Below are 19,316 nucleotides of genomic sequence, written 5' to 3'. Positions count from 1 at the left end.
TCTAGGCCCGTGGAAGGTCCACCGGCCGCGACACTGTGACATCCGGTGGCCGCTGGTCCTGACGGTCTGTCAGGCAACCCCTCGGGCCGCCCGGTGGAGACGTCACCCGCCGACGGGACAGAGTTCGATGTCATCTTCGCACCGGCGCCGCGGCGACGCCGGACGGACGTGAACTACCGCGAAGGGCCGCCCGGCGCGGTACGCCGGGCGGCCCTTCGCGTCGTCGCCGGTCAGCGCGGCAGCGGCGCCTCCGGGCGGCGCAGCTCGGTGAAGCCGGTCTCGCGGGCGCGGGCGGCGGCGAGCAGTCCGGCCACGCAGGAGGCGTTGGTGATCTCGCCGGCCAGGACCATCCGCACCGCCTCGTCCAGGTCCACGCGCACCACCTGGAGGTCGGCCTCCTCGTCGTGGCGGTGGTGCCGCTGCTCGGCCGGCACGTCGGCCAGGTCGCGGGCCAGGAAGACCCGGACCACCTCGTCGGTGAAGCCGGGCGAGCTGTGCAGGTCGACGAGCACGTCGACGCGCCCCGCGGTGAGGTCCGCCTCCTCGCCCAGCTCCCGCAGCGCGGCGGCGGCCAGGTCCTCGCCGCCGACGTCCATCAGACCGGCGGGCAGCTCCCACAGGTGCCGGCCGACCGGGTGCCGGTACTGGCGGATCAGCACCACCTGACCGGCGTCGTCGAGCGCCACCACGGCGACCGCGCCGACGTGCCGCACGTAGTCACGGGTCGCGCTGCCGCCGCCGGGCATGGTGACGTCGTCGCTGACCACGGAGAAGATCCGGCCGGACCAGATCTCCCGGCGGCCGGTCACCTCATAGCGGTGCTCGACGCCGCTCACTTCCCGGACGCCTTCGCGCCGCCGCCGCGGCCGGTCTTCTTCGACGCGCCGTCCAGGTCCACCGGCAGCTGGTCGGCCTGCGAGTACGCCACGGCGGCGCCGACGAACGCGGCGAACAGCGGATGCGGCCGGGTGGGGCGGCTCTTCAGCTCCGGGTGCGCCTGGGTGGCCACGAAGAACGGGTGCAGGGTGCGGTCCAGCTCGACGAACTCGACCAGCCGCCCGTCCGGCGAGGTGCCGGAGATGTTCAGGCCGGCCTTCGCGAGCTGGTCGCGGTAGGCGTTGTTCACCTCGTACCGGTGCCGGTGCCGCTCGCTGACCTCGGTGCTGCCGTACGCCTCGGCGACGATCGAGCCCTCGGCCAGCTTCGCCGGGTACGCCCCGAGCCGCATGGTGCCGCCCAGGTCGCCGCGCCCGGCGACGATGTCCTCCTGGTCGGCCATGGTGGCGATGACCGGGTGCACTGCCTCCTCGTCGAACTCCAGCGAGTTCGCCCCGTCGAGGTTGGCCAGGTGCCGGGCCACCTCGATGGTCATGCACTGCAGGCCGAGGCAGAGGCCGAGCAGCGGGACGCCGTTCTCCCGCGCGTACCGGGCGGTGCCGACCTTGCCCTCGATGCCGCGCACGCCGAAGCCGCCGGGGATCACGATGCCGTCGACGCCGGACAGCGCGGCGGCGGCACCGGCCGGGGTCACGCAGTCGTCGCTGGGCACCCACTTGAGCTGCACCCGGGCGCGGTGGCCGAACCCGGCCGCCCGGATCGCCTCGCTCACCGACAGGTACGCGTCGGGCAGGTCGACGTACTTGCCGACCAGCGCCACGGTGATCGTGTGCCGGGGCTGGTGCACCCGCTCCAGCAGGTCGTCCCAGCGGGTCCAGTCGACGTCGCGGAACGACAGGCCGAGCCGGCGCACCACGTACGCGTCGAGGCCCTCGCGGTGCAGCACCTTGGGGATGTCGTAGATGCTCGGCGCGTCCGGCGCGGCGGTGACCGCCTCCCGGTCGACGTCGCAGTACAGCGACAGCTTCTCCTTGACCTTCTCCGGGATCTCCCGGTCGCAGCGCAGCACCAGCGCGTCGGGCTGGATGCCGATGCTGCGCAGCTGCGCCACCGAGTGCTGGGTCGGCTTGGTCTTCAGCTCGCCCGACGGCGCCAGGTACGGCACCAGCGACACGTGCAGGTAGAAGCAGTTGTCCCGGCCCAGGTCGTGGCGGATCTGCCGGATCGACTCCAGGAACGGCAGCGACTCGATGTCGCCGACGGTGCCGCCGACCTCGGTGATCACCACGTCGGGCACCTGGCCGTCGGCGTCCGGGTCGGCCATGCCGCGGATGCGGGCCTTGATCTCGTTGGTGATGTGCGGGATGACCTGCACCGTGTCGCCGAGGTATTCCCCGCGCCGCTCCTTGGCGATCACCGCCGAGTAGATCTGGCCGGTGGTGACGTTCGCCTTGCCGGAGAGGTCCCGGTCGAGGAACCGCTCGTAGTGGCCGACGTCGAGGTCGGTCTCGGCGCCGTCCTCGGTGACGAAGACCTCGCCGTGCTGGAACGGGTTCATCGTGCCGGGGTCGACGTTCAGGTACGGGTCGAGCTTCTGCATCACCACGCGCAGTCCGCGCGCGGTCAGCAGACTGCCGAGGCTGGAGGCGGTGAGGCCCTTACCCAGCGAGGAGGCGACGCCCCCGGTGACGAAAATGTGCCTGGTCGTCCGTGCTGTAGGGGCCAACGCCTGCTCCCGTGTCGTCCGTAGCGGTCGTGCGAACCGCCGTGCCGATCAGCAGAGTGATCACGCGATCCACGGGATTCCACGGTAACACCATCCGGACCGTGAGCCGGCGTCGCACCCGCTGTCGGCGCACGTGGGGCCGGTGGCGACCCTCTCCGGCCCGGCGCGACGGCCCTCTCCGGCCCGGCGCGGCGACCCGGCACGGCGGCCCGGACGGTCCGGTTCAGCCGGCGGGGATCTCGGTGGACGCCGGGGCCGGCTGTGCGGGGATCCGCGCACCGGCGGCACGTGGGCCCTCCGGCGCCTCCTCGCCTGCGGAGTCCCGCCCGGCCGGCTTCCCGGTCTCCCCCGGGCCGTCGCCCGCCCCGGCCGCGCCGTCGGCAGCCGCCCGGTCGCCGCCGGAACCGTCACCGGCCGCGCCGCCACCGCCCGGCCCGCCGCCCGGTGGGACCGCGCCCGTCTCCCCGCCGGGACGCCCGCTGTCGGGCACCGTACGGTCGGTGGAGTGGTCCAGCACCCGCAGCGCGGCGAGGGCCGCCATCGGCACCACGAGCGCCGCCGCCGCGCCGGCCACGTCCAGCGCCCGCCCGCCGAGTACGCCGCCCAGCCCGACGGCCACGCCGGTGCCGGCCATCGCCGCCCGGATCGCCGGGTAGATGCCGAACAGCCGCATCAGCCCGCCCCACGGCTGCAGCAGCGCTAGCCAGACCAGCGCGGCCCCGGCCAGGGCCAGCACTGTCAGCGGGCTGTTCACCAGCGTCTGGAAGTTGGAGCTGCCGGACCGGTGCACGGTGAGCCCGCCGGTGCCGTCGCCGAGCGCGGCAAGGAACCGGCCCAGGCTGCCCCGCTCGGCCGCCGGGCGACCGAGGTCGACCAGGGCGAAGCCGACGGTGACCGCGAGCGCGGCCATCGTCGCCCAGGCCAGCCGGCTCACGGTGAGCCAGCCGCCGGTGCAGATGGCGGCCGCGACGCTCACCCCGGCGGTGAGCGCGATGGCCCCGATCGAGTCGGCGCCCAGGTACGGGCTGCCCACTATCACGACGGCCAGGCCGCCGACGGTCACCATCACCATCGGCCGCCAGCCCTTGCGGAACCGCTGGGCGAGCCAGCCGCCGCTCAGCAGCGCCCCGGCGATGAACACGCCCAGCCCGACGGTGCCGAGACCGGCGTACCGGCCGCCCTCCAGCGCCGAGTAGCCGACCACGCCGTTGAGCTGCAACCGGGAGCCGGTGAGCACGTCCACACCCACGACGAGCGTGGCCAGCCCGGCGACGGCGCCGAGCGGGCCGAGCGTGCGCTCGTGGCCGGGAGTGAACCGGACCAGGGCCGTGCCGCCGACGATGAGCAGCGCGGTCACCGACGCGTACCACAGGCCGGCGTGGTCCCCCCGCCACCAGGGCACGGCGTCGGCGAGCAGCGCCGCGGGCACTGCCAGCGCGACCGCGATCAGCAGCAGCTCCACCACTGCGACGATCCGCCGGGACACCGGTTCCGGCCCGTGCGGTCCGGCGTGCCGGCGGGCCCGGCGCAGCAGCGGCAGCACCGCCACCGCGAGGGCGAGCTGGGCGGCGGCGAGCAGCGTGAAGAACCAGCCGGCGACGCGGCGCTGGGCGGCGGCCTCCCGGTCCGCGTCGGCGGGCGCCTCGATCGCGGCCCGCAGGTCGTCCGGCCGGTCGTCGACGGTCACCGCCGGCCGGCCGAGGAACGCCCGGTCCGGCATCGGCTTGTCGAGCACCGCGAGCACCGTCGGGGCCAGGTCGATCAGTTGCAGGTAGCCGGACCGGGCGGTGCTCGGCGAGGTCAGCCAGCCACCCTCCCAGCCGGGGCCGTCGGCGACCGCCACGTGCAGCCGCGCCGGGTAGTCGGTGTCGGACACGCCCGCGACGAGCACCAGCGAGCGCGGTGGCCGGGCGGCCAGCACCCGGGCCAGCCGGGCGTCGGCCTGCCGCGCCTGAACGGCCCGTACGGCTCGGTCGTCGTCGTCGACGGTGCCGATGTCGACGATGCTCAGCACGCAGGAGCCGAGCAGTTCCGCCGGGTCCTCGGGCAGCGTGGGGGCGTACCTGTCGACCCGCCCGAACGGGCGGGCGGCGGCCACCGCGGCGCCCGGCCCGACCGCCACCGAGCAGCGCACCGACTCGGCCAGCGCGCCGGGCGTGGCGCCCCAGGAGAGCTGGTCCTGGTTGTGCGCCACCGCGCCGGCCTGGTCGGGCAGGTTCGCGCCGATGCCGTCGGGCCGCTCGACGGTGACCGAGGTGGCCGGGCAGCCGCCACCCGGGCGGGCGCCGGGCCACGCCGCGTAGTTCCCCGCGCCGAGCGTGAGCCACCCGTCGACCGGGCAGGTGGGACGGTGCGCGGAGCGCACCGAGAGCGACCCGATCGCGCCCTGCTCGGCCATCCGCCACAGCGTCGGCGTGTTCTCCGGGTCGACGTCGTCCCACCGCAGGCCCGCCGCGCCGACGAGCACCACGAAGTCGGCGCCGGGCCGGGACGCGCCGTCGTCCGGACGGGCGGAGAGCGCGGTGATGCCCAGCGCCACCACGATCAGGGTCAGCAGGACCGGGGTCAGTCTGCGCAGCATCAGCGGTTCCCGGTCGACAGCTGGGGCGTCAGCTCGGCGTAGAGGCCGGCGAGCGCGGCCACGGTGTCCGCCTCGGTGGGCCAGGTAGCGGCCCGCACCACCCCACGGCGACCCAGTTCGGCCCGGCGTACGGGGTCGTCGAGCAGGTCGCGCACCGCCGCGTCGACGGCGTCCACGTCACCGGGCGGCACCAGCACGGCGGCGTCGCCGACCAGGTCCGGCAGCCCGCCGACGGCGGTCGCGACGAGCGGCACGCCCGCCCGCAGCGCCTCCTGCGCGAACAACTGTCGGGCCTCCCAGTCGCTGGTCACCACGGCGAGGTCGGCGCCGGCCAGCAGGTCCGCCACGTCGGTGCGGTGCCCGAGCAGCGTCACCGGCGCGCGGGCGGCCGAGATCCGGGCGGCCAGCGGCAGGTACGCCGGACCGCTGCCGGCGATCACCACGAGCGGGGCGGGGGTGCGGGTGCGCCAGCGGGCGGCGGCGTCGATCAGCACGTCGTACCGCTTCTGCGGGTGCAGTCGACCCACTGACAGGATCAGCTCACGGTCGGCGGCGACGCCGAACTCGGCGCGTACCGCGGTGCGGCGGCGACGCGGCGCGGGCAGCACCGGCGCGGCGACCGGGGCCAGGCGGGCGTCGGCGGCGCCGAGCGCGGCGGCGCGGTCGACCAGGTCGGCGGAGGCGCCCAGGGCGACCCGCACGGACCGGGCGACGACCCGCTCGACCAGCCGGGACACCGCGCCGCGCAGGCCACCGGCGAGGACCGCGTTGTGCCAGGTGACGACCAGCGGCGCGGCGGGGCGGGCGAGCGCGGCGACCAGGCCGGCGCGCAGCCCGTGCGCGTGCACCACGTCGACAGGTGTGTCCGCGAGCGCCCGGCGCAGCGCGGTGACCGCGCGCGCGTCGCCCGGCGTGGGGCTGGCCGGGATCTCCACCGGCGCGAACCGGGCCCCGGCGGCGGTGAAGTCGAACTGTTCCTCGGTGGCGGCCGGGCCGCAGACCAGCACGGACGCGCCGGCCTCGGTCAGCCCCCGGCTGACCGAGCGCACGTGCTGCCCGACCCCGCCGGTGCTGGAGGCGAGCACCAGGGCCACCGACCCGGGCCAGCGCGGTGCCGGCGAGGCGTCCGTCATGAGGAAACGGTCTCCCTTCCGTCACCCCGCTCGCCGGGGTGCTGCTGCGCCGGCGGGCCGTCGTCCCCGCCGGCCGGGCGTCGCCGGCGTAGCCGGCGGGTCACGGCCGCGAGCAGCGGCCGCAGGTCGCGGGCGTCGGTCAGCCAGGCGACGGCCAGGAACAGGACACCGACCACGACCCCGGACAGCATGCCCTGCGCGAGCGCCCGCGGTGTCGTCGGGGTGCCGTCGCCGAGCCCGGCGAGTCCCGCCGCGACGGCCGTCCCGCCGGCCGCCGCGACGACGGCGGCGAGCAGCCCGGCGGCGCCGGCCCGGCCCGCACCGGCGAGCGCCCCGCCACCGGCGGCCCGCCGGACCGCGACGAGCAGCAGCACGCCGAGCAGCAGCATCCCGGCGGAGCTCGCCAGCGTCACCGCGAGCACCCGGTCGGCGAGCGGGAGCGCCTGGGCGGCGAGGACGGCGAGCGCGGGCACGCTGAGCCAGCCGAGCGCGGTGGCGACCGTGGCCCGGCGCGTCTCGCCGCGCGCGTACAGGGCGCGGGTGAGGACCGCGAACAGGCCGTAGCCGACGAGGCCGGGCGCGAACCCGGCGATCGCGGCCGCCGCGGTACGCGCGTCGAGCGGGTCGGCGAAGAAGAAGTGCCCGACCGGAATGGCGGTGCCGACCAGCGCGGCGGCGCCGAGCAGGCTGAGCAGCACGACGCCGCGTACCGCCGGGGCCAGCGTCTCCCGGTAGGCACGCTCGTCGCCGGTGGCCCGGGCCGCCACGAGCGTCGGGTACGCGGCCACCGCCAGCGGCACCGCCAGCACCGCCCAGGGCAGGAAGTAGACGGTCTGGGCCAGGTTGTAGACGCCGACGTCGGCGGTCCGGCCGTAGGTGACCTGGTTGAGCGCGACCACCAGCGCGATCTGCTGCGCGGTCACGGTGACCACCCCGGCGACCGCCAGACCGCCGACCCGGGCCCGTGCGTCGGCCGGGAACCGGTAGCCCGGCCGGATCCGCAGCCGCAGCCGGCGCAGCGGGATCAGCAGCGACAGCGAGAGCACCACCACGCCGAGCGTGGTGCCGGCGGACAGCAGGAACTCGCCGCCGCGCCCGGCCTCGCCGATCGTGGCCAGCCGCCCCTCGGTGGCGGTGAAGCCGAGGTAGACGGCGATGACAGTGACGCTGGACAGCAGCGGCGCGATCACCGGCCAGGCGAAGCGGCGGTGCGCCTGGAGCACGCCGGTCAGCACGATGCCCACGCCGTACAGCGGCAGCTGCGGCGCGAACACGCGCAGCATCCGCGCCCCGGACTCCTGCTGGGCCGTGCTGAGACCGTTGCCGATCAGGCCCGGCAGCGGATCGGCGAACACCGCCACCAGCACGGCCAGCGGAACCAGCAGGGTCAAGGTCCAGGTCAGCAGCGCGCCCGTCGTGGCGGCCACCGCCCGCCGGTCACCCGCCTCGACCGCGCCGGCCAGCAGCGGTACGACGAGACTGGCGAGCGCGCCACCGGCGACGATCTCGAAAATGAAGTTCGGGACGTAGTTCGCCACCACGTAGGCGCCGCCGAGGTCGCTGGTGGACAGCGTCCAGGTGAACACGGCGGTCCGGCCGAAGCCGGCGAGCCGGCTGAACACGGTGAGGACGGCGATGAGGGCGGCCGCCCCGGCGACCCGGCCGGCGGCGGCGAGAGGAGCCGGTTTCGTCACGTCAGTCCGAGAGCCGGCCCAGCTCGTCGAGATGCCGCAGCCCGGGCGTGGACGCGATCACCTGGGTGAAGCTGACCTTCTCGCTGGCGGCGGTGAGCGCGGCGAGCACGGCCAGCACCCCGGCCCGGCCCAGTGGCCCGGTACGCGCGGCGAGGCTCACCCCGAGCAGCGCGCCCAGGGCGTTGGCGCCGCTGTCGCCCACCATGACGCGCTCGCCGAGGTCGTCGCCGACCAGTGCCGCCGAGGCGCCGACAGCGCCCGCCGCGACGCCGCCGTACGGGCCGGTGGTCAGCGGCACGCCGAGCAGCATGCCGGACTTCAGCGCCCGGCCGGGCCGCAGGTCGAGCAGGTTGACCAGGTTGGCGGTGCCGGCCACCACGCCGGCGCCGAGCAGCACGTCGACCCCGCGGCCGAACGCCCCGGCGCTGCGGCGGCGCGGGTGCGCGGCGACCCGGCGGTCGGCGGCCAGCAGCGCCGCGGCGCCCAGCCCGGCCACGCCCACCCCGGCGACCTTCACCATCCCGGCGGTGATCTGCCCCTCCCGCAGCGCGGCGAGGTGCCCGGCGAAGCCCTTGGCGGCCTTCTGCTCGGGACGGGCGCCGACCACGTCGTCGTAGAGGCCGACAGCGCCCGCGCCGAGCCCGGCGACGAGCGCGGCGGCGCCGGCCGGTGCGCTACCGGCGCCCAGCGCGGCCCCGGTGGCCGCGCCGACGGCCAGGGCCGGACCGGCGGCCAGGGTCACCGTGCGGCCCCGGTAGTTGGTGCGTTCCAGCGCCGGCCCGCCCGGCGACGTGCGCGTCTGGCGCAGCACGTAGCGGGCGGCCAGTGCGCCCGCGCCCACGGCCAGCAGCCGACCCAGTCTCACGGGACCTCCTCGATCCGGACTTCGAACGCGACGCGGCACGGACCGGGCGGCCCGGAGCGGTCACCGGGGCAGTGTAGGCACCCGGGTGGCGGCGTTGTCGCCCACGCCGTACTGGCCGGTCTTCTTGTCGGTGAGCTGCTCCGCCAGGGCGAGGCTGGTGGCGAGCTGACCCTGCACGGTGTTGGCGTTGTCGACGGTGGAGATGGTCTGCGACAGCACCGGGTCACCGCGGACCACGGAGACGAGGTTCCCGCCGGTCGAGCCCATGCCGGCCACCACCAGCGCGCCGGCCCGGTCGAACTGCTCGGCGATCTTCACCACCGACTCGTCCTTCTTCGCCGAGTCCTTGTCCACGTACGGCTGGCCGGTGACCATCACCACCGCCTCGGCGGCGGTGGAGATCCGGTCCGCCGGGGTGAGGTACCCGGCGGTGGCGTACTGCTCCAGCACGGCACGCCGGTCGGCCTCGCTGACCGGCGGGCTTCCGGCCGGACGGTCGACGAGCACGTTGGCCAGCAGCGCGCTGGAGGTCTCCACGCCGTGCCCGTTGCCGGGCAGGTTGCCGGTCGGCGCGCTGTTCGGCCGGGCCGCGGTGACCGCCAGCTCCAGCAGGTTGTTGTTGCTGTCCGGGTTGACGAACTTGTCCTGGACGTTGATCCGTCCGGTGATGTCGGCGCCGGCGGTCTGGAGCATCTTCACCACGCCGTCGGCCTGGTCGCGGCCGGTCGGCAGGGTGAGCACCAGCACCCGGCGGCTGGTCAGCTTGCCGGGCAGGACGAGCTGGGCCATCTCGCCGGCGAAGTCCTCCTCGGTCTCCAACTGCTTCTGCATGCTGTTCACCGACTGGCGCATCAGCGAGTTGTCCTTACGCAGGCCGTTCACCTGCTCCCGGAGCGAGTCGGCGACCGGCCCGTTGAGGGCGGCCGTGCCGACCACCAGGCCGATCGCCAGTGCCAGGAACACCGCGGTCAGGGACACCACGTGGTAACGAAAGTTGATCACGCTTGCAGCCTCTTGATCGTCGGGAGGGCTAGAAGAGCTGGCCGAGTTGGAACACGAAATTGTCCCACCATTCGGAGACCACGCCCAGATACGCCTTCCCGACGGTGGAGACCGCCACGGCGGAGGCCATGGCGGCCAGCGCCGACAGGACCAGCAGCAGCAGCGACGACCCGGAGATGCTCTGCCGGTAGAGCCGGCTGACGCCCTTGGCGTCGACCAGCTTGCCGCCCACCTTGAGCCGGGTCAGGAACGTCGACGCCATGCCGCCGCGTCCCTTGTCCAGGAACTCGACGAGGGTGGCGTGGGTGCCCACCGCCACCAGGAGCGAGGCGCCCTTCTCATCGGCCAGCAGCATGGCCAGGTCCTCGCTGGTGGCCGCCGCCGGGAAGGTGATCGCCGGCACGCCGAGCCCGTTGACCCGGGCCAGACCGGGCGCCCGCCCGTCCGGGTAGGCGTGCACGATCACCTCGGCGCCGCAGCGCAGCACGTCGTCGGTGACCGAGTCCATGTCCCCAATGATCATGTCAGGCGTGTAGCCCGCCTCGACCAGCGCGTCGGCCCCGCCGTCCACGCCGATCAGCACCGGCTTGAACTCCCTGATGTACGGGCGCAGCACGTCCAGGTCGGCCTTGTAGTCGTAGCCGCGCACCACGATCAGGCAGTGCCGGCCCTGGATCTGGGTCTGGATCTCCGGCACGCCGACGCCGTCGAGCAGCAGGTCGCGTTCCTGCCGCAGGTAGTCCATCGTGTTGGCGGCGAACGCCTCCAACTGCACCGACAGGCCCTCCCGGGCGTCGGCCATCGACTTGGCCACGGTCTCGGCGTCCTGCAGTGAGCCGTGCGCGACCGGCTCCTCGCCGGCGAAGACGGTGTTGCCCTCGATGCGGATTCGGTCGCCCTCGCGGACCTGCTCGAAGACGCCCTCGCCGAGATCGTCCAGCAGCGGGATGCCGGCCGAGACCAACACCTCGGGCCCGAGGTTCGGATAGCGGCCGGAGACCGACGGCTTCGCGTTCAGCACCGCCGCCACACCCACCGCGACGAGCGAGTCGGCCGCCACCCGGTCCAGGTCGACATGGTCGATGACCGCGATGTCGCCGGGCCGCAGCCGCCCGACCAGCCGTTTCGTCCGGCGGTCCAGGCGCGCGGTGCCGACGATGGAGCCCGGCTCCGGGTTCCGGCTCCGGCGCAGTGTGGGTAGACGCATCGTGACCATCCTGGCATGTGAGGCAGGTTTTGCTGTCGCGACATGCCTGAGCAGGGCCGCCTACCCAGGGAAGCACACCGGGACCCGCGCCGGTGTGCTTGCGCTCACAATCGGGGTATCACGGACGCCTTTCCTTGGCCGCCACTGCCAGGAGTTCCTCGGCGTGGGCGATACCCAGATCCGAGTCCGGCAAACCGGCGAGCATCCGGGCCAGTTCGCGGGCGCGCTCGGTGTCCTCCACCACACGCACCCCGCTGGTGGTGACCGCTCCCCCGGTGTCCTTGGCCACCACCAGGTGCCGGTCCGCGAACGCGGCCACCTGCGGCAGGTGCGTGACCACGAGCACCTGGTGGCTGCGGGCCAGCCGGGCCAGCCGGCGACCGATCTCCACCGCGGCCTGGCCGCCGACCCCCGCGTCGACCTCGTCGAACACCAGCGTGGGCGGGCCACCGGAACCGGCGAAGACCACCTCGATGGCGAGCATCACCCGGGACAGCTCGCCGCCGGAGGCGCCCTTCTGCAACGGCAGCGCCGGTGCGCCCGGGTGCGCCAGCAACCGCAGCTCCACCTCGTCGGCGCCGTCCGCGCCGACGCCGGTCTCGACGCCGTTGACCGGCAGGCTCGGCTCGGACCGGCCCGCCGGGCGCGGCAGCACCGCCACCTCGATGCGGGCGTGCGGCATGGCCAGCCCGGCCAGCTCGACGGTCACCTCCTCGGCGAAGCGGACCGCTGCCTCCCGCCGGGACGCCGACAGCCGGCCGGCGAGGTCGGCCACCTCACCGGCGAGCCGGGTCGCCTCGCGGTCCAGCTCGTCCAGCAACTCGTCGGAGGTGTCCAGATCGGACAGCCGGGTCCGGGCCCGCTCGGCCCACGCCACCACGCCGTCGACGTCGTCGGCGTACTTGCGGGTCAGCCCGCGCAGCGCGGCCCGCCGCTCGTAGACGGTCTGCAGGCGGGCCGGGTCGGCGTCCAGCGCGGCCAGATAGGCCGACAGCTCCGCTGACACGTCGGTGACGAGCGTGGCCGCCTCCTCCAGCCGGGCCGCCAGCTCACCCAGCGCCGGGTCGGTGCCGGCCTGCGCCTCGAGGGTGCGCCGCGCGGTGCCGAGCAGCGCGCTCGCGTCCGGCGTCTCGTCGGCCGGCTCCACGCCACCGGCCACGCACTGCTGCGCCACCTGCGCGGCGGTGCGCAGCCCCTCGGCGTGCTCCAGCCGCTGCGCCTCGGCCTTCAGCTCCTCGTCCTCCCCCGGCTGCGGGTCGACCCGGGTGATCTCGTCCAGGCCCAGGCGCAGCAGGTCGGCCTCCTGGTTGCGCTCCCGGGCGTTGCGCCGCCGGTCGGCCAGGTCATCGACGACTGTGCGCCACCTGGCGTACGTCTCGCGCAGCGCGTCGAGCAGCTTCTCGTGCTCCGGCCCGGCGAACCGGTCGAGCGAGGCGCGCTGCTCGGCCGGGCGCAGCAGGCGCAGCTGGTCGGACTGGCCGTGCACGGCCAGCACCTGCTCGCCGACCTCGCCGAGCGTGGCCACCGGCATGGCGCGACCGCCCAGGTGCGCGCGCGAGCGGCCCTCGATGGTGACGGTGCGGCTGAGCAGCAGCGCGCCGTCCTCGTCGGGCTCGCCACCGGCGTCGAGGATCCGGGCGTGCACCGACTCGGCCACCCGGCCGCCCAGCCGCAGCCGGCCCTCCACGACCGCGCGGCCCGGCTGGGCGCGCACCCGGCCGGCGTCGGCGCGGCCGCCGAAGAGCAGGCCGAGGCCGGTCACCACCATGGTCTTGCCGGCGCCGGTCTCGCCGGTGATGACGTTCATCCCCGCGGCCAGCGGCAGCGTGGTGTCCTCGATGACGCCCAGTCCGGTGATGCGCAGCTCTTCCAGCACAGCACCCGACAGTAGCCCCGCCGTGTGACAGTTGACCAGCCGCCCGGGCGGGGCGCGGGCACCCGTACGGTTCAGCCCGTGCCGATGCGGCGCCTCCCGCGGCGACGTCCACAGTGCGCCCAGGTCGTCCTTGTCGGCCCGGCGCCGGGTCACCGGGACGCCGCATCGGCGCCAGGTCGACACGGGCACGACGGAGTGGGGCCGGGACGCCGGAGACCGCGTCGCCCAGTTCGCGTGCCGCCGCTTCCTCCGGCGGCGGCCCTGCGACCTGTCGGCCCGGCCGGGGTCGACACCCGACCGGACTCGGCGTGCCGGTCCGCCCGCCGCGGGCCGGCTGCGACGCTCCGGCGTCCCGACCGTCGCGGTCCCGACCACCCCCTGGCCGAGCCCGCGACAGACGGGCCGCATCCGGGAAACGACGGGCCTCACCGCCGCGCCCGGACTCACCTCTTCGCGGCCCGTACGCCCACCGTAACGCGCGCGAGCGCCGGGGCCGGTGGGCCGAACGGAGAATTTCCGCTGAGCCGCTGGTCAGCGGCGGTTGCCCCGCCAGCCCTGCACGGGCAGGTCGAACTTGGCCACCAGCCGGTCGGTGAACGGGCGGGCCCGCAGCCGCACGATGCGCACCGGCAGCGTGCCCCGGCGCACCGTGACCCGGGCGCCGGGCGGCAGGTCGTAGACGCGCCGGCCGTCACAGCAGAGCACCGCCAGGGTGGTGAACGGGTCGACGGTGATGACGAACGTCGACGTCGGCGCGGTCACCAGCGGGCGGCTGAACAACGCGTGCGCGCTGATCGGCACCAGCAGCAGCGCCTCCACCTCGGGCCAGACCACCGGCCCGCCGCCGGAGAACGCGTACGCGGTCGAGCCGGTCGGGGTCGCGCAGATCACGCCGTCGCAGCCGTACCGGGACAGCGGCCGGCCGTCCACGTCCACGAGCAGCTCCAGCATCTGGGCGCGCTCGCCCTTCTCCACACTGATCTCGTTGAGCGCCCACGACTCGATTGTCGGCCCGCCCTCGAACTCGGCGGTGACGTCGAGGGTGAGCCGCTCGTCCACCGTGTAGTTGCGGTCGACCACGTCGCGTACGGCGGTGTCCAGGTCGTCGATCTCCGCCTCGGCGAGGAAGCCGACCTTGCCCAGGTTGATGCCGAGCAGCGGCACCTTGGCCGGTCGGGCCAGCTCGGCGGCGCGCAGGAACGTGCCGTCCCCGCCGAGCGCGAACACGATCTCGGCGCCCTCGGCGGCCTCCGGGCCGGTCACCGGCACCACGCCCGGCAGGTCCAGGTCGTCGGCCTCCTCGGCCACCACCCGCACCTCGAAACCGGCGGCGATCAGGTCGGCGGCCACCGCGCGGGCGTGCTCGGTGCTGCGTCGACGGCCGGTGTGCGTGACCAGCAGCGCGGTACGGCTCACCCGGACACCTCCTCGGTCGTGGCCGCCGTCGCGGCGGCGCCCTGCGGGCCGGCGGCCACCACCGCGCGGACCCGCTCCGGGTCCGCGGCGGGCGCGTCCCCGCGCAACCATACGAAGAACTCGACGTTGCCGCTCGGGCCGGGCAGCGGGCTGGCCGCCACGCCGGCCAGGCCGAGGCCGAGGCCGGCGGCCGTCGCGGCCACGTCGAGCACCGCCTCGGCCCGCAGCGCCGGATCACGGACCACGCCGCCAGCGCCGACGCGCTCCTTGCCGACCTCGAACTGCGGCTTGACCATCAGCGCCAGATCACCGCCGGGGCCGGTGCACGCGGCCAGCGCGGGCAGCACCAGCCGCAGTGAGATGAACGACAGGTCGGCCACCGTCAGGTCGACCGGGCCGCCGATCGCCTCCGGCGTGAGGGTACGCACGTTGGTGCGCTCGAACACCCGGACCCGCTCGTCGGTCCGCAGCGACCAGGCGAGCTGCCCGTAGCCGACGTCCACGGCGACCACCTCGGCGGCGCCGCCGCGCAGCAGCACGTCGGTGAAACCGCCCGTCGACGCGCCGGCGTCCAGGCAGCGCCGGCCGGTGACGGTCAGCCCGCCGGGGGCGAACGCGGCGAGTGCGCCGGCCAGCTTGTGGCCGCCCCGGGAGACGTATGCGTCGGCCGGGTCCTCGCCGGTGACCAGCAGTGGATCGGCCGGGTCGACCATCGCGGCGGCCTTGCGCGCCTGCACTCCGCGCAGCTGCACGCGACCGGCCTCCACGAGCGCGGCGGCCTGTTCCCGGGAGCGGGCCAGCCCGCGCCGGACCAGTTCGGCGTCCAGCCGGGTACGACGAGCCATCAGGTGTGTCTCCGCCTCTGCTCAGGCCTGGTCGATGGTGGCGAGGGTCTCGCGCAGCGTCTCGTACGCCGCCTCGTACTGGGCGATCTGGTCGGCCGGGGCGAGCGCCTCGGCGTTGGCCATGCCGAGCACCGCGGCGTCGACCGCCGGGTGCCGGGCCTCGCCGACCTCCTCGACCGGCGCGGGCCGTACCCCCGGGGGTGGCCCGGGCCGCGGGCCCGGCTGCGGGCCGGGCCGGGGCGCGGTCACGACCCGGCCGCCCGGCGCCCGGTGGCCTTCTTCGCCGGCCGGGCGGGCGCGGCGGGCGAATCGTCGGCGGGGGTACGGGCCACGGTGGCCGGCGGCTTCTTCGCGATCGCCTTCTTGGCCACCGTCTTCTTCGCCACCGCCTTCGTCGGAGTCGTCGCGGGGGCCTTCGTCGGCGTCGTCGCCGGGGAGGACGCGGCGGGCGAGCCCGTCTTCGCCGGCGGCTCGGTCCCGGCCGGTGCTGCCTCGGACGACTCAGCGTGCGCGGGCCCGGTCTGCGGAGAGGCAGCCGCCCCCGACGGCGCGGTGGCGGGGGCGGACGGGGTGGCGGGCGCCGTCTCGCCCGGCCCGAGGTGGCCGCGCGCCTCACGCAACTGCCGCTCCAGGTCGTGCACCCGGCGGGTCAGCTCGGCGACCTCGTCGGCGGTGGCCAGCCCGACCGCGCCCAGTGCCCGGTCCACCTCGAAGCGGACCAGCTTGGTCAGCGACTCCCGGTTCGCCAGGCCGGTCGCCACCAGTTCCTCGGCGAGCGTCTGGATCTGGGCGGCGGTCGCGCCGCCCTGGCCGACGACGCGCATGACCGCGTCCTGTGCCTTCTTCCGGGGCGCCTCCGTCAGGCCCATGGCCAGCTCGAGGTAGGCGCGCCACGCGTCCTGCATGCCTGAGTCCTTCCGCGGGGCGAGGTGTGCAGGTGCCACGCTACCGGGGACCCCGGACGTCCCATTGCGGTACGGTGCCGGGAACGGCGTGGTTCGTGGTGAGGAGACGATGTGGCCAGCGTGGACGAGTGCCGGCAGGCGTTGCAGGACCTGGCCGCGCGGCTGGACCGCAACGCCGAGGCGCAGGGGCGCATCGACCTGGACCGCACCCTGGCCTGCCGGATCACCGACCTCGGCACCGCGTTCCACGGGCGGCTGGAGGGTGGCCGGCTGGTCGACCTCGCCGACGGCGACGACCCGAAGGCGAAGATCGCGCTGACCACCGGCAGCGACGACCTCGTCGCGCTGGTGCACGGCCGGCTCGACGTGATGTCGGCGGTGGCCTCCCGCCGGGTCTCGATCAAGGCGAACCCGTTCGACCTGATGAAGCTCCGCAAGCTGCTCTGAGCGGCCGGCGCCTCAGCCGTCGAGGCCGAACGCGGCGAGCGCCTCGGCCGCCGCCGGGGACTGCGCCCGCACGCACGGCCCGGCCGCCGTCGACCAGGCCACCCCGCACAGCGCGGCGAGGGCCGCCAGCGGCGGTCCCGCGCCGTCGAGCACGAGATCCCCGCCGGACTCCGTCACCGCCCAGCCGCCCGCGTTCTCCGGGCCCGGCACGGCCACCACAGCGGCCGGGTCGAACAGACCCGCCAGGTCGAACGAGACGTACGCGGGGCGACGCTCCTGCGGCGTGGCCAGCAACTCGGCGGCGTCGCTGACACCGGTGAGCACCAGCAGGCTGTCCAGCCCGGCCCGGCGGGCGCCCTCGATGTCGGTGTCCAGCCGGTCGCCCACCACGAGGGTGCGCCCGGCCCCGGCCCGCCGCGCGGCGGTGGTGAACAGCGCCGGCTCCGGCTTGCCCACCACCACGTCGGGGTCGCGGCCCAGCGCGGTACGCAGCACCGCGACGAGCGAGCCGTTGCCCGGCAGCGGGCCGCGCGGGCTGGGCAGCGTGCGGTCGGTGTTCGTGGCGTACCAGGGCGCGCCCGCGCGTACCGCGAGGGACGCCTCGGCCAGGTCGGACCAGCCGACCTGCGGGCCGTAGCCCTGTGCCACCGCGGCGGGCTCCTCGTCGGCAGTGGACACCGGCCGCAGGCCCACCGCGCGCAGCTCGGCGCGCAGCGCCTCCGCGCCGACCACGAGCACTGGCGCACCTTCGGGCAGCCGGTCGCGGAGCAGTTCGGCGGTGGCGGCCGCGGAGGTGAGCACCTCCGCCGGCTCGGCCGGAACGCCCATGCCGGTGAGCAGGTCGGCCACCTCGCTGGAGCGGCGGGAGGCGTTGTTCGTCGCGTACGCGACCGCGCGCCCCTCGGCGTGCAGCCGGCCGACCGCCTCGACCGCGCCGGGGATGGGCCGGTCGATCAGGTAGATCACGCCGTCGAGGTCGAAGACCACGAGCGAGTACGCGTCAACCAGCCGACCGCCCGCCCCGGCGCGGTCGGGTTCTCCCCGATCCGCGCCGGAGGCGGTGTCACCGGCGTACCCGGTCATCGGCGCTCCGCCGCCTCGCCCTCGCCGCCCGTGGCGTCACTCGGCGCGGGCCGGCCGGCCTCGTCCGCCGGGGCGACGTCGGCCGCCGGGCCGTCGCCGGTCACGCCGGTGTCCGGCGTGGTCGTGGCCGGCGTGGTCGGTGCCTCGGCGGTGGCCGCCGTGGTGCCGGCCGCGAGCGAGCCGGCCTCGGCGTCGGTCAGCTCGTCGTCGTCCAGATCGCCGGCGTCCCGGTCCCGGTAGCCGGCCCGCGCCGCGTCCCCGCCCGCACCCGAGGCGGAGTCGTCCTCGCTCAGCCGCGCGTCGTCATCCCGGTCGTCGTCATCCTCGTCGTCGTCGAGGTCGTCGTCATCGTCATCATCGTCATCATCGTCGTCGTCGTCGTCGTCGTCGAGGTCATCGTCGTCGTCGTCGTCGAGGTCATCCTCGTCGTCGTCATTGTCGCGGGCGGCCCCGGCCGACGGCTCGGACGCGTCCGCGTCGTCCTCCGGCTCGTCGTCGCCCTCGATGACCACGCCGTCCAGCTCCAGCAGCCGCTCGGCGGCGTCGGTCTCACCCTCGGAGTCGACGTCGGCGGCCCGGGAGAACCACTCCCGCGCCTCCTCGCGCCGGCCCACCGCCAGCAGGGCGTCCGCGTACGCGTAGCGCAGCCGCGCCGCCCACGGCTCGGTCGAGTCGCCGGTCAGCTCGCGGACCTGGAGCATCGCCACCGCGGCGTCCTTCTGCCCGAGGTCGCCACGCGCCCCGGCAGCCACGATCAGCAGCTCGATCGCGACGGCCTGGTCGAGCTTGTCGCGGTCGGCGCCGCGGAACAGGTCGATGGCCCGCTCCGGCCGGCCCAGCGCCCGCTCGCAGTCGGCCAGCACCGCCAGGTGGCTCTGCAGCCCGCTCATCCGGTGGTACGTCCGCAGCTCGGCGATGGCGGTCTGCCATTCACCGGCGTGGTACGCGGCCAGTCCGACGGCCTCCCGCACGGCGGCGATCCGCGAGGCGAGCCGGCGGGCCGCCATGGCGTGCGCCAGCGCCAGCTGCGGGTCCTCGTCGATCAGCAGACCGGTCGCGACCAGGTGCCGGGCGACGGTCTCCGCCACCGGCTTGGCGAGGGAGAGCAGCTCCGCCCGCACGGCCGAGTCGAGGTCGCTCGCGACGACGTCGTCCGGCAGCTCCGGCGCCTCGCCGGTACGCCCCTCGCCCCGCTCGTCCCGGCGCTCCCGCTGCGGGCCGTAGTTGCCACGGCGGTCGTCGCCACCCGGCCGGTCGCCGTAGCCACGGCGCTCACCGTCGCGTTCGCCCCGGAAGCCGCCCGGCCGCCGGTCGTCGCGACGATCGTCGCGCCGGAAGCCACCGTCACGGTCGCCACCACGGAAGCCGCCCTCACGGCGATCGCCTCCCTGGTAACCGCCCTCGCGACGGTCGCCGCCGGCGTAGCTCTCCCGGCGGTTGTCGCCTCCCTGGTAACCGCCTTCGCGACGGTCGCCGCCCCGGAAGCCGCCCTCACGGGCACCACCCTCGCGACGGTCACCGCCCCGGAAACCACCGTCACGGGCGCCGCTCTCGCGACGGTCACCGCCCCGGAAGCCGCCCTCACGGGCACCACCCTCACGGCGGTCACCGCCCCGGAAACCACCGTCACGGGCGCCGCTCTCGCGACGGTCACCGCCCCGGAAGCCGCCCTCACGGGCACCACCCTCACGGCGGTCCG

The 19,316-nt window shown here is 75.6% G+C and carries 16 protein-coding genes; 1 reads left to right on the top strand and 15 read right to left on the bottom strand.

Going from position 1 to position 19,316, the window contains the following annotated elements; genetic code table 11:
* Positions 1-230: 230 nt before the first annotated feature.
* The 13 genes from AB0C17_RS23925 to AB0C17_RS23865 all read right to left on the bottom strand — a co-directional run bounded on the left by AB0C17_RS23925 (position 231) and on the right by AB0C17_RS23865 (position 16,087).
* Positions 231-836, bottom strand: a complete 606-nt coding sequence (locus AB0C17_RS23925; protein WP_357388314.1) for an NUDIX hydrolase — start codon at positions 834-836, stop codon at positions 231-233.
* Entirely contained in the window at positions 833-2,563 is a 1,731-nt protein-coding gene (locus tag AB0C17_RS23920) for a CTP synthase (protein WP_357472871.1), read from the bottom strand. The genes AB0C17_RS23925 and AB0C17_RS23920 overlap by 4 nt, the downstream gene beginning before the upstream one ends.
* A gap of 223 nt (positions 2,564-2,786) precedes the next feature.
* The gene (locus AB0C17_RS23915; RefSeq protein ID WP_357388310.1) at positions 2,787-5,144 is read right to left on the bottom strand and encodes a hypothetical protein; all 2,358 of its coding nucleotides are present in this window, start codon (positions 5,142-5,144) and stop codon (positions 2,787-2,789) included.
* Positions 5,144-6,277, bottom strand: coding sequence for a glycosyltransferase family 4 protein (locus tag AB0C17_RS23910; RefSeq protein ID WP_357480570.1), 1,134 nt, complete (start codon positions 6,275-6,277; stop codon positions 5,144-5,146). Before AB0C17_RS23910 ends, AB0C17_RS23915 begins: the two co-directional genes overlap by 1 nt.
* A complete protein-coding gene (locus tag AB0C17_RS23905; protein WP_357388306.1) occupies positions 6,274-7,971 on the bottom strand; it encodes a lipid II flippase MurJ in 1,698 nt (565 codons plus the stop codon). Before AB0C17_RS23905 ends, AB0C17_RS23910 begins: the two co-directional genes overlap by 4 nt.
* Before the next feature lies 1 nt (position 7,972).
* Entirely contained in the window at positions 7,973-8,836 is an 864-nt protein-coding gene (locus AB0C17_RS23900) for a hypothetical protein (RefSeq protein WP_357388304.1), read from the bottom strand.
* Positions 8,837-8,896: 60 nt separating this feature from the next.
* Positions 8,897-9,838, bottom strand: a complete 942-nt coding sequence (locus tag AB0C17_RS23895; RefSeq protein WP_357388302.1) for a copper transporter — start codon at positions 9,836-9,838, stop codon at positions 8,897-8,899.
* Positions 9,839-9,866: 28 nt separating this feature from the next.
* The gene (gene steA / locus AB0C17_RS23890; RefSeq protein ID WP_357388300.1) at positions 9,867-11,045 is read right to left on the bottom strand and encodes a putative cytokinetic ring protein SteA; all 1,179 of its coding nucleotides are present in this window, start codon (positions 11,043-11,045) and stop codon (positions 9,867-9,869) included.
* 118 nt (positions 11,046-11,163) lie between these two features.
* Positions 11,164-12,921 (bottom strand): DNA repair protein RecN, encoded by a 1,758-nt coding sequence (recN, locus tag AB0C17_RS23885; protein WP_357388298.1) that lies wholly within the window; start codon positions 12,919-12,921, stop codon positions 11,164-11,166.
* A gap of 531 nt (positions 12,922-13,452) precedes the next feature.
* Positions 13,453-14,337, bottom strand: a complete 885-nt coding sequence (locus AB0C17_RS23880) for an NAD kinase (protein ID WP_013285580.1) — start codon at positions 14,335-14,337, stop codon at positions 13,453-13,455.
* Positions 14,334-15,182, bottom strand: coding sequence for a TlyA family RNA methyltransferase (locus AB0C17_RS23875; protein WP_357388296.1), 849 nt, complete (start codon positions 15,180-15,182; stop codon positions 14,334-14,336). The genes AB0C17_RS23880 and AB0C17_RS23875 overlap by 4 nt, the downstream gene beginning before the upstream one ends.
* 21 nt (positions 15,183-15,203) lie before the next feature.
* Positions 15,204-15,431, bottom strand: coding sequence for a hypothetical protein (locus tag AB0C17_RS23870; RefSeq protein ID WP_357388294.1), 228 nt, complete (start codon positions 15,429-15,431; stop codon positions 15,204-15,206).
* Positions 15,428-16,087, bottom strand: coding sequence for a hypothetical protein (locus AB0C17_RS23865; RefSeq protein WP_357480567.1), 660 nt, complete (start codon positions 16,085-16,087; stop codon positions 15,428-15,430). The genes AB0C17_RS23870 and AB0C17_RS23865 overlap by 4 nt, the downstream gene beginning before the upstream one ends.
* 111 nt (positions 16,088-16,198) lie before the next feature.
* Here AB0C17_RS23865 and AB0C17_RS23860 point away from each other — a divergent pair, with 111 nt between their 5' ends.
* The gene (locus AB0C17_RS23860) at positions 16,199-16,534 is read left to right on the top strand and encodes an SCP2 sterol-binding domain-containing protein (RefSeq protein WP_357388290.1); all 336 of its coding nucleotides are present in this window, start codon (positions 16,199-16,201) and stop codon (positions 16,532-16,534) included.
* 12 nt (positions 16,535-16,546) lie between these two features.
* On the opposite strand, the gene AB0C17_RS23855 is transcribed toward AB0C17_RS23860, so the two are convergent.
* Positions 16,547-17,617 carry an HAD-IIA family hydrolase gene (locus tag AB0C17_RS23855; RefSeq protein WP_357388288.1) on the bottom strand — a complete coding sequence of 357 codons (1,071 nt, stop codon included), beginning with the start codon at positions 17,615-17,617 and terminating at the stop codon, positions 16,547-16,549.
* Positions 17,614-18,624 (bottom strand): Replicase polyprotein 1ab, encoded by a 1,011-nt coding sequence (locus tag AB0C17_RS23850; RefSeq protein WP_357480590.1) that lies wholly within the window; start codon positions 18,622-18,624, stop codon positions 17,614-17,616. The genes AB0C17_RS23855 and AB0C17_RS23850 overlap by 4 nt, the downstream gene beginning before the upstream one ends.
* Positions 18,625-19,316: the final 692 nt, after the last annotated feature.

It is taken from the genome of Micromonospora sp. NPDC048887, from assembly GCF_040649715.1.
GTDB lineage: Bacteria > Actinomycetota > Actinomycetes > Mycobacteriales > Micromonosporaceae > Micromonospora.
The sequence above is the reverse complement of the archived record's forward strand: the minus strand, read 5'-3'. Positions and strand labels throughout refer to the sequence as shown.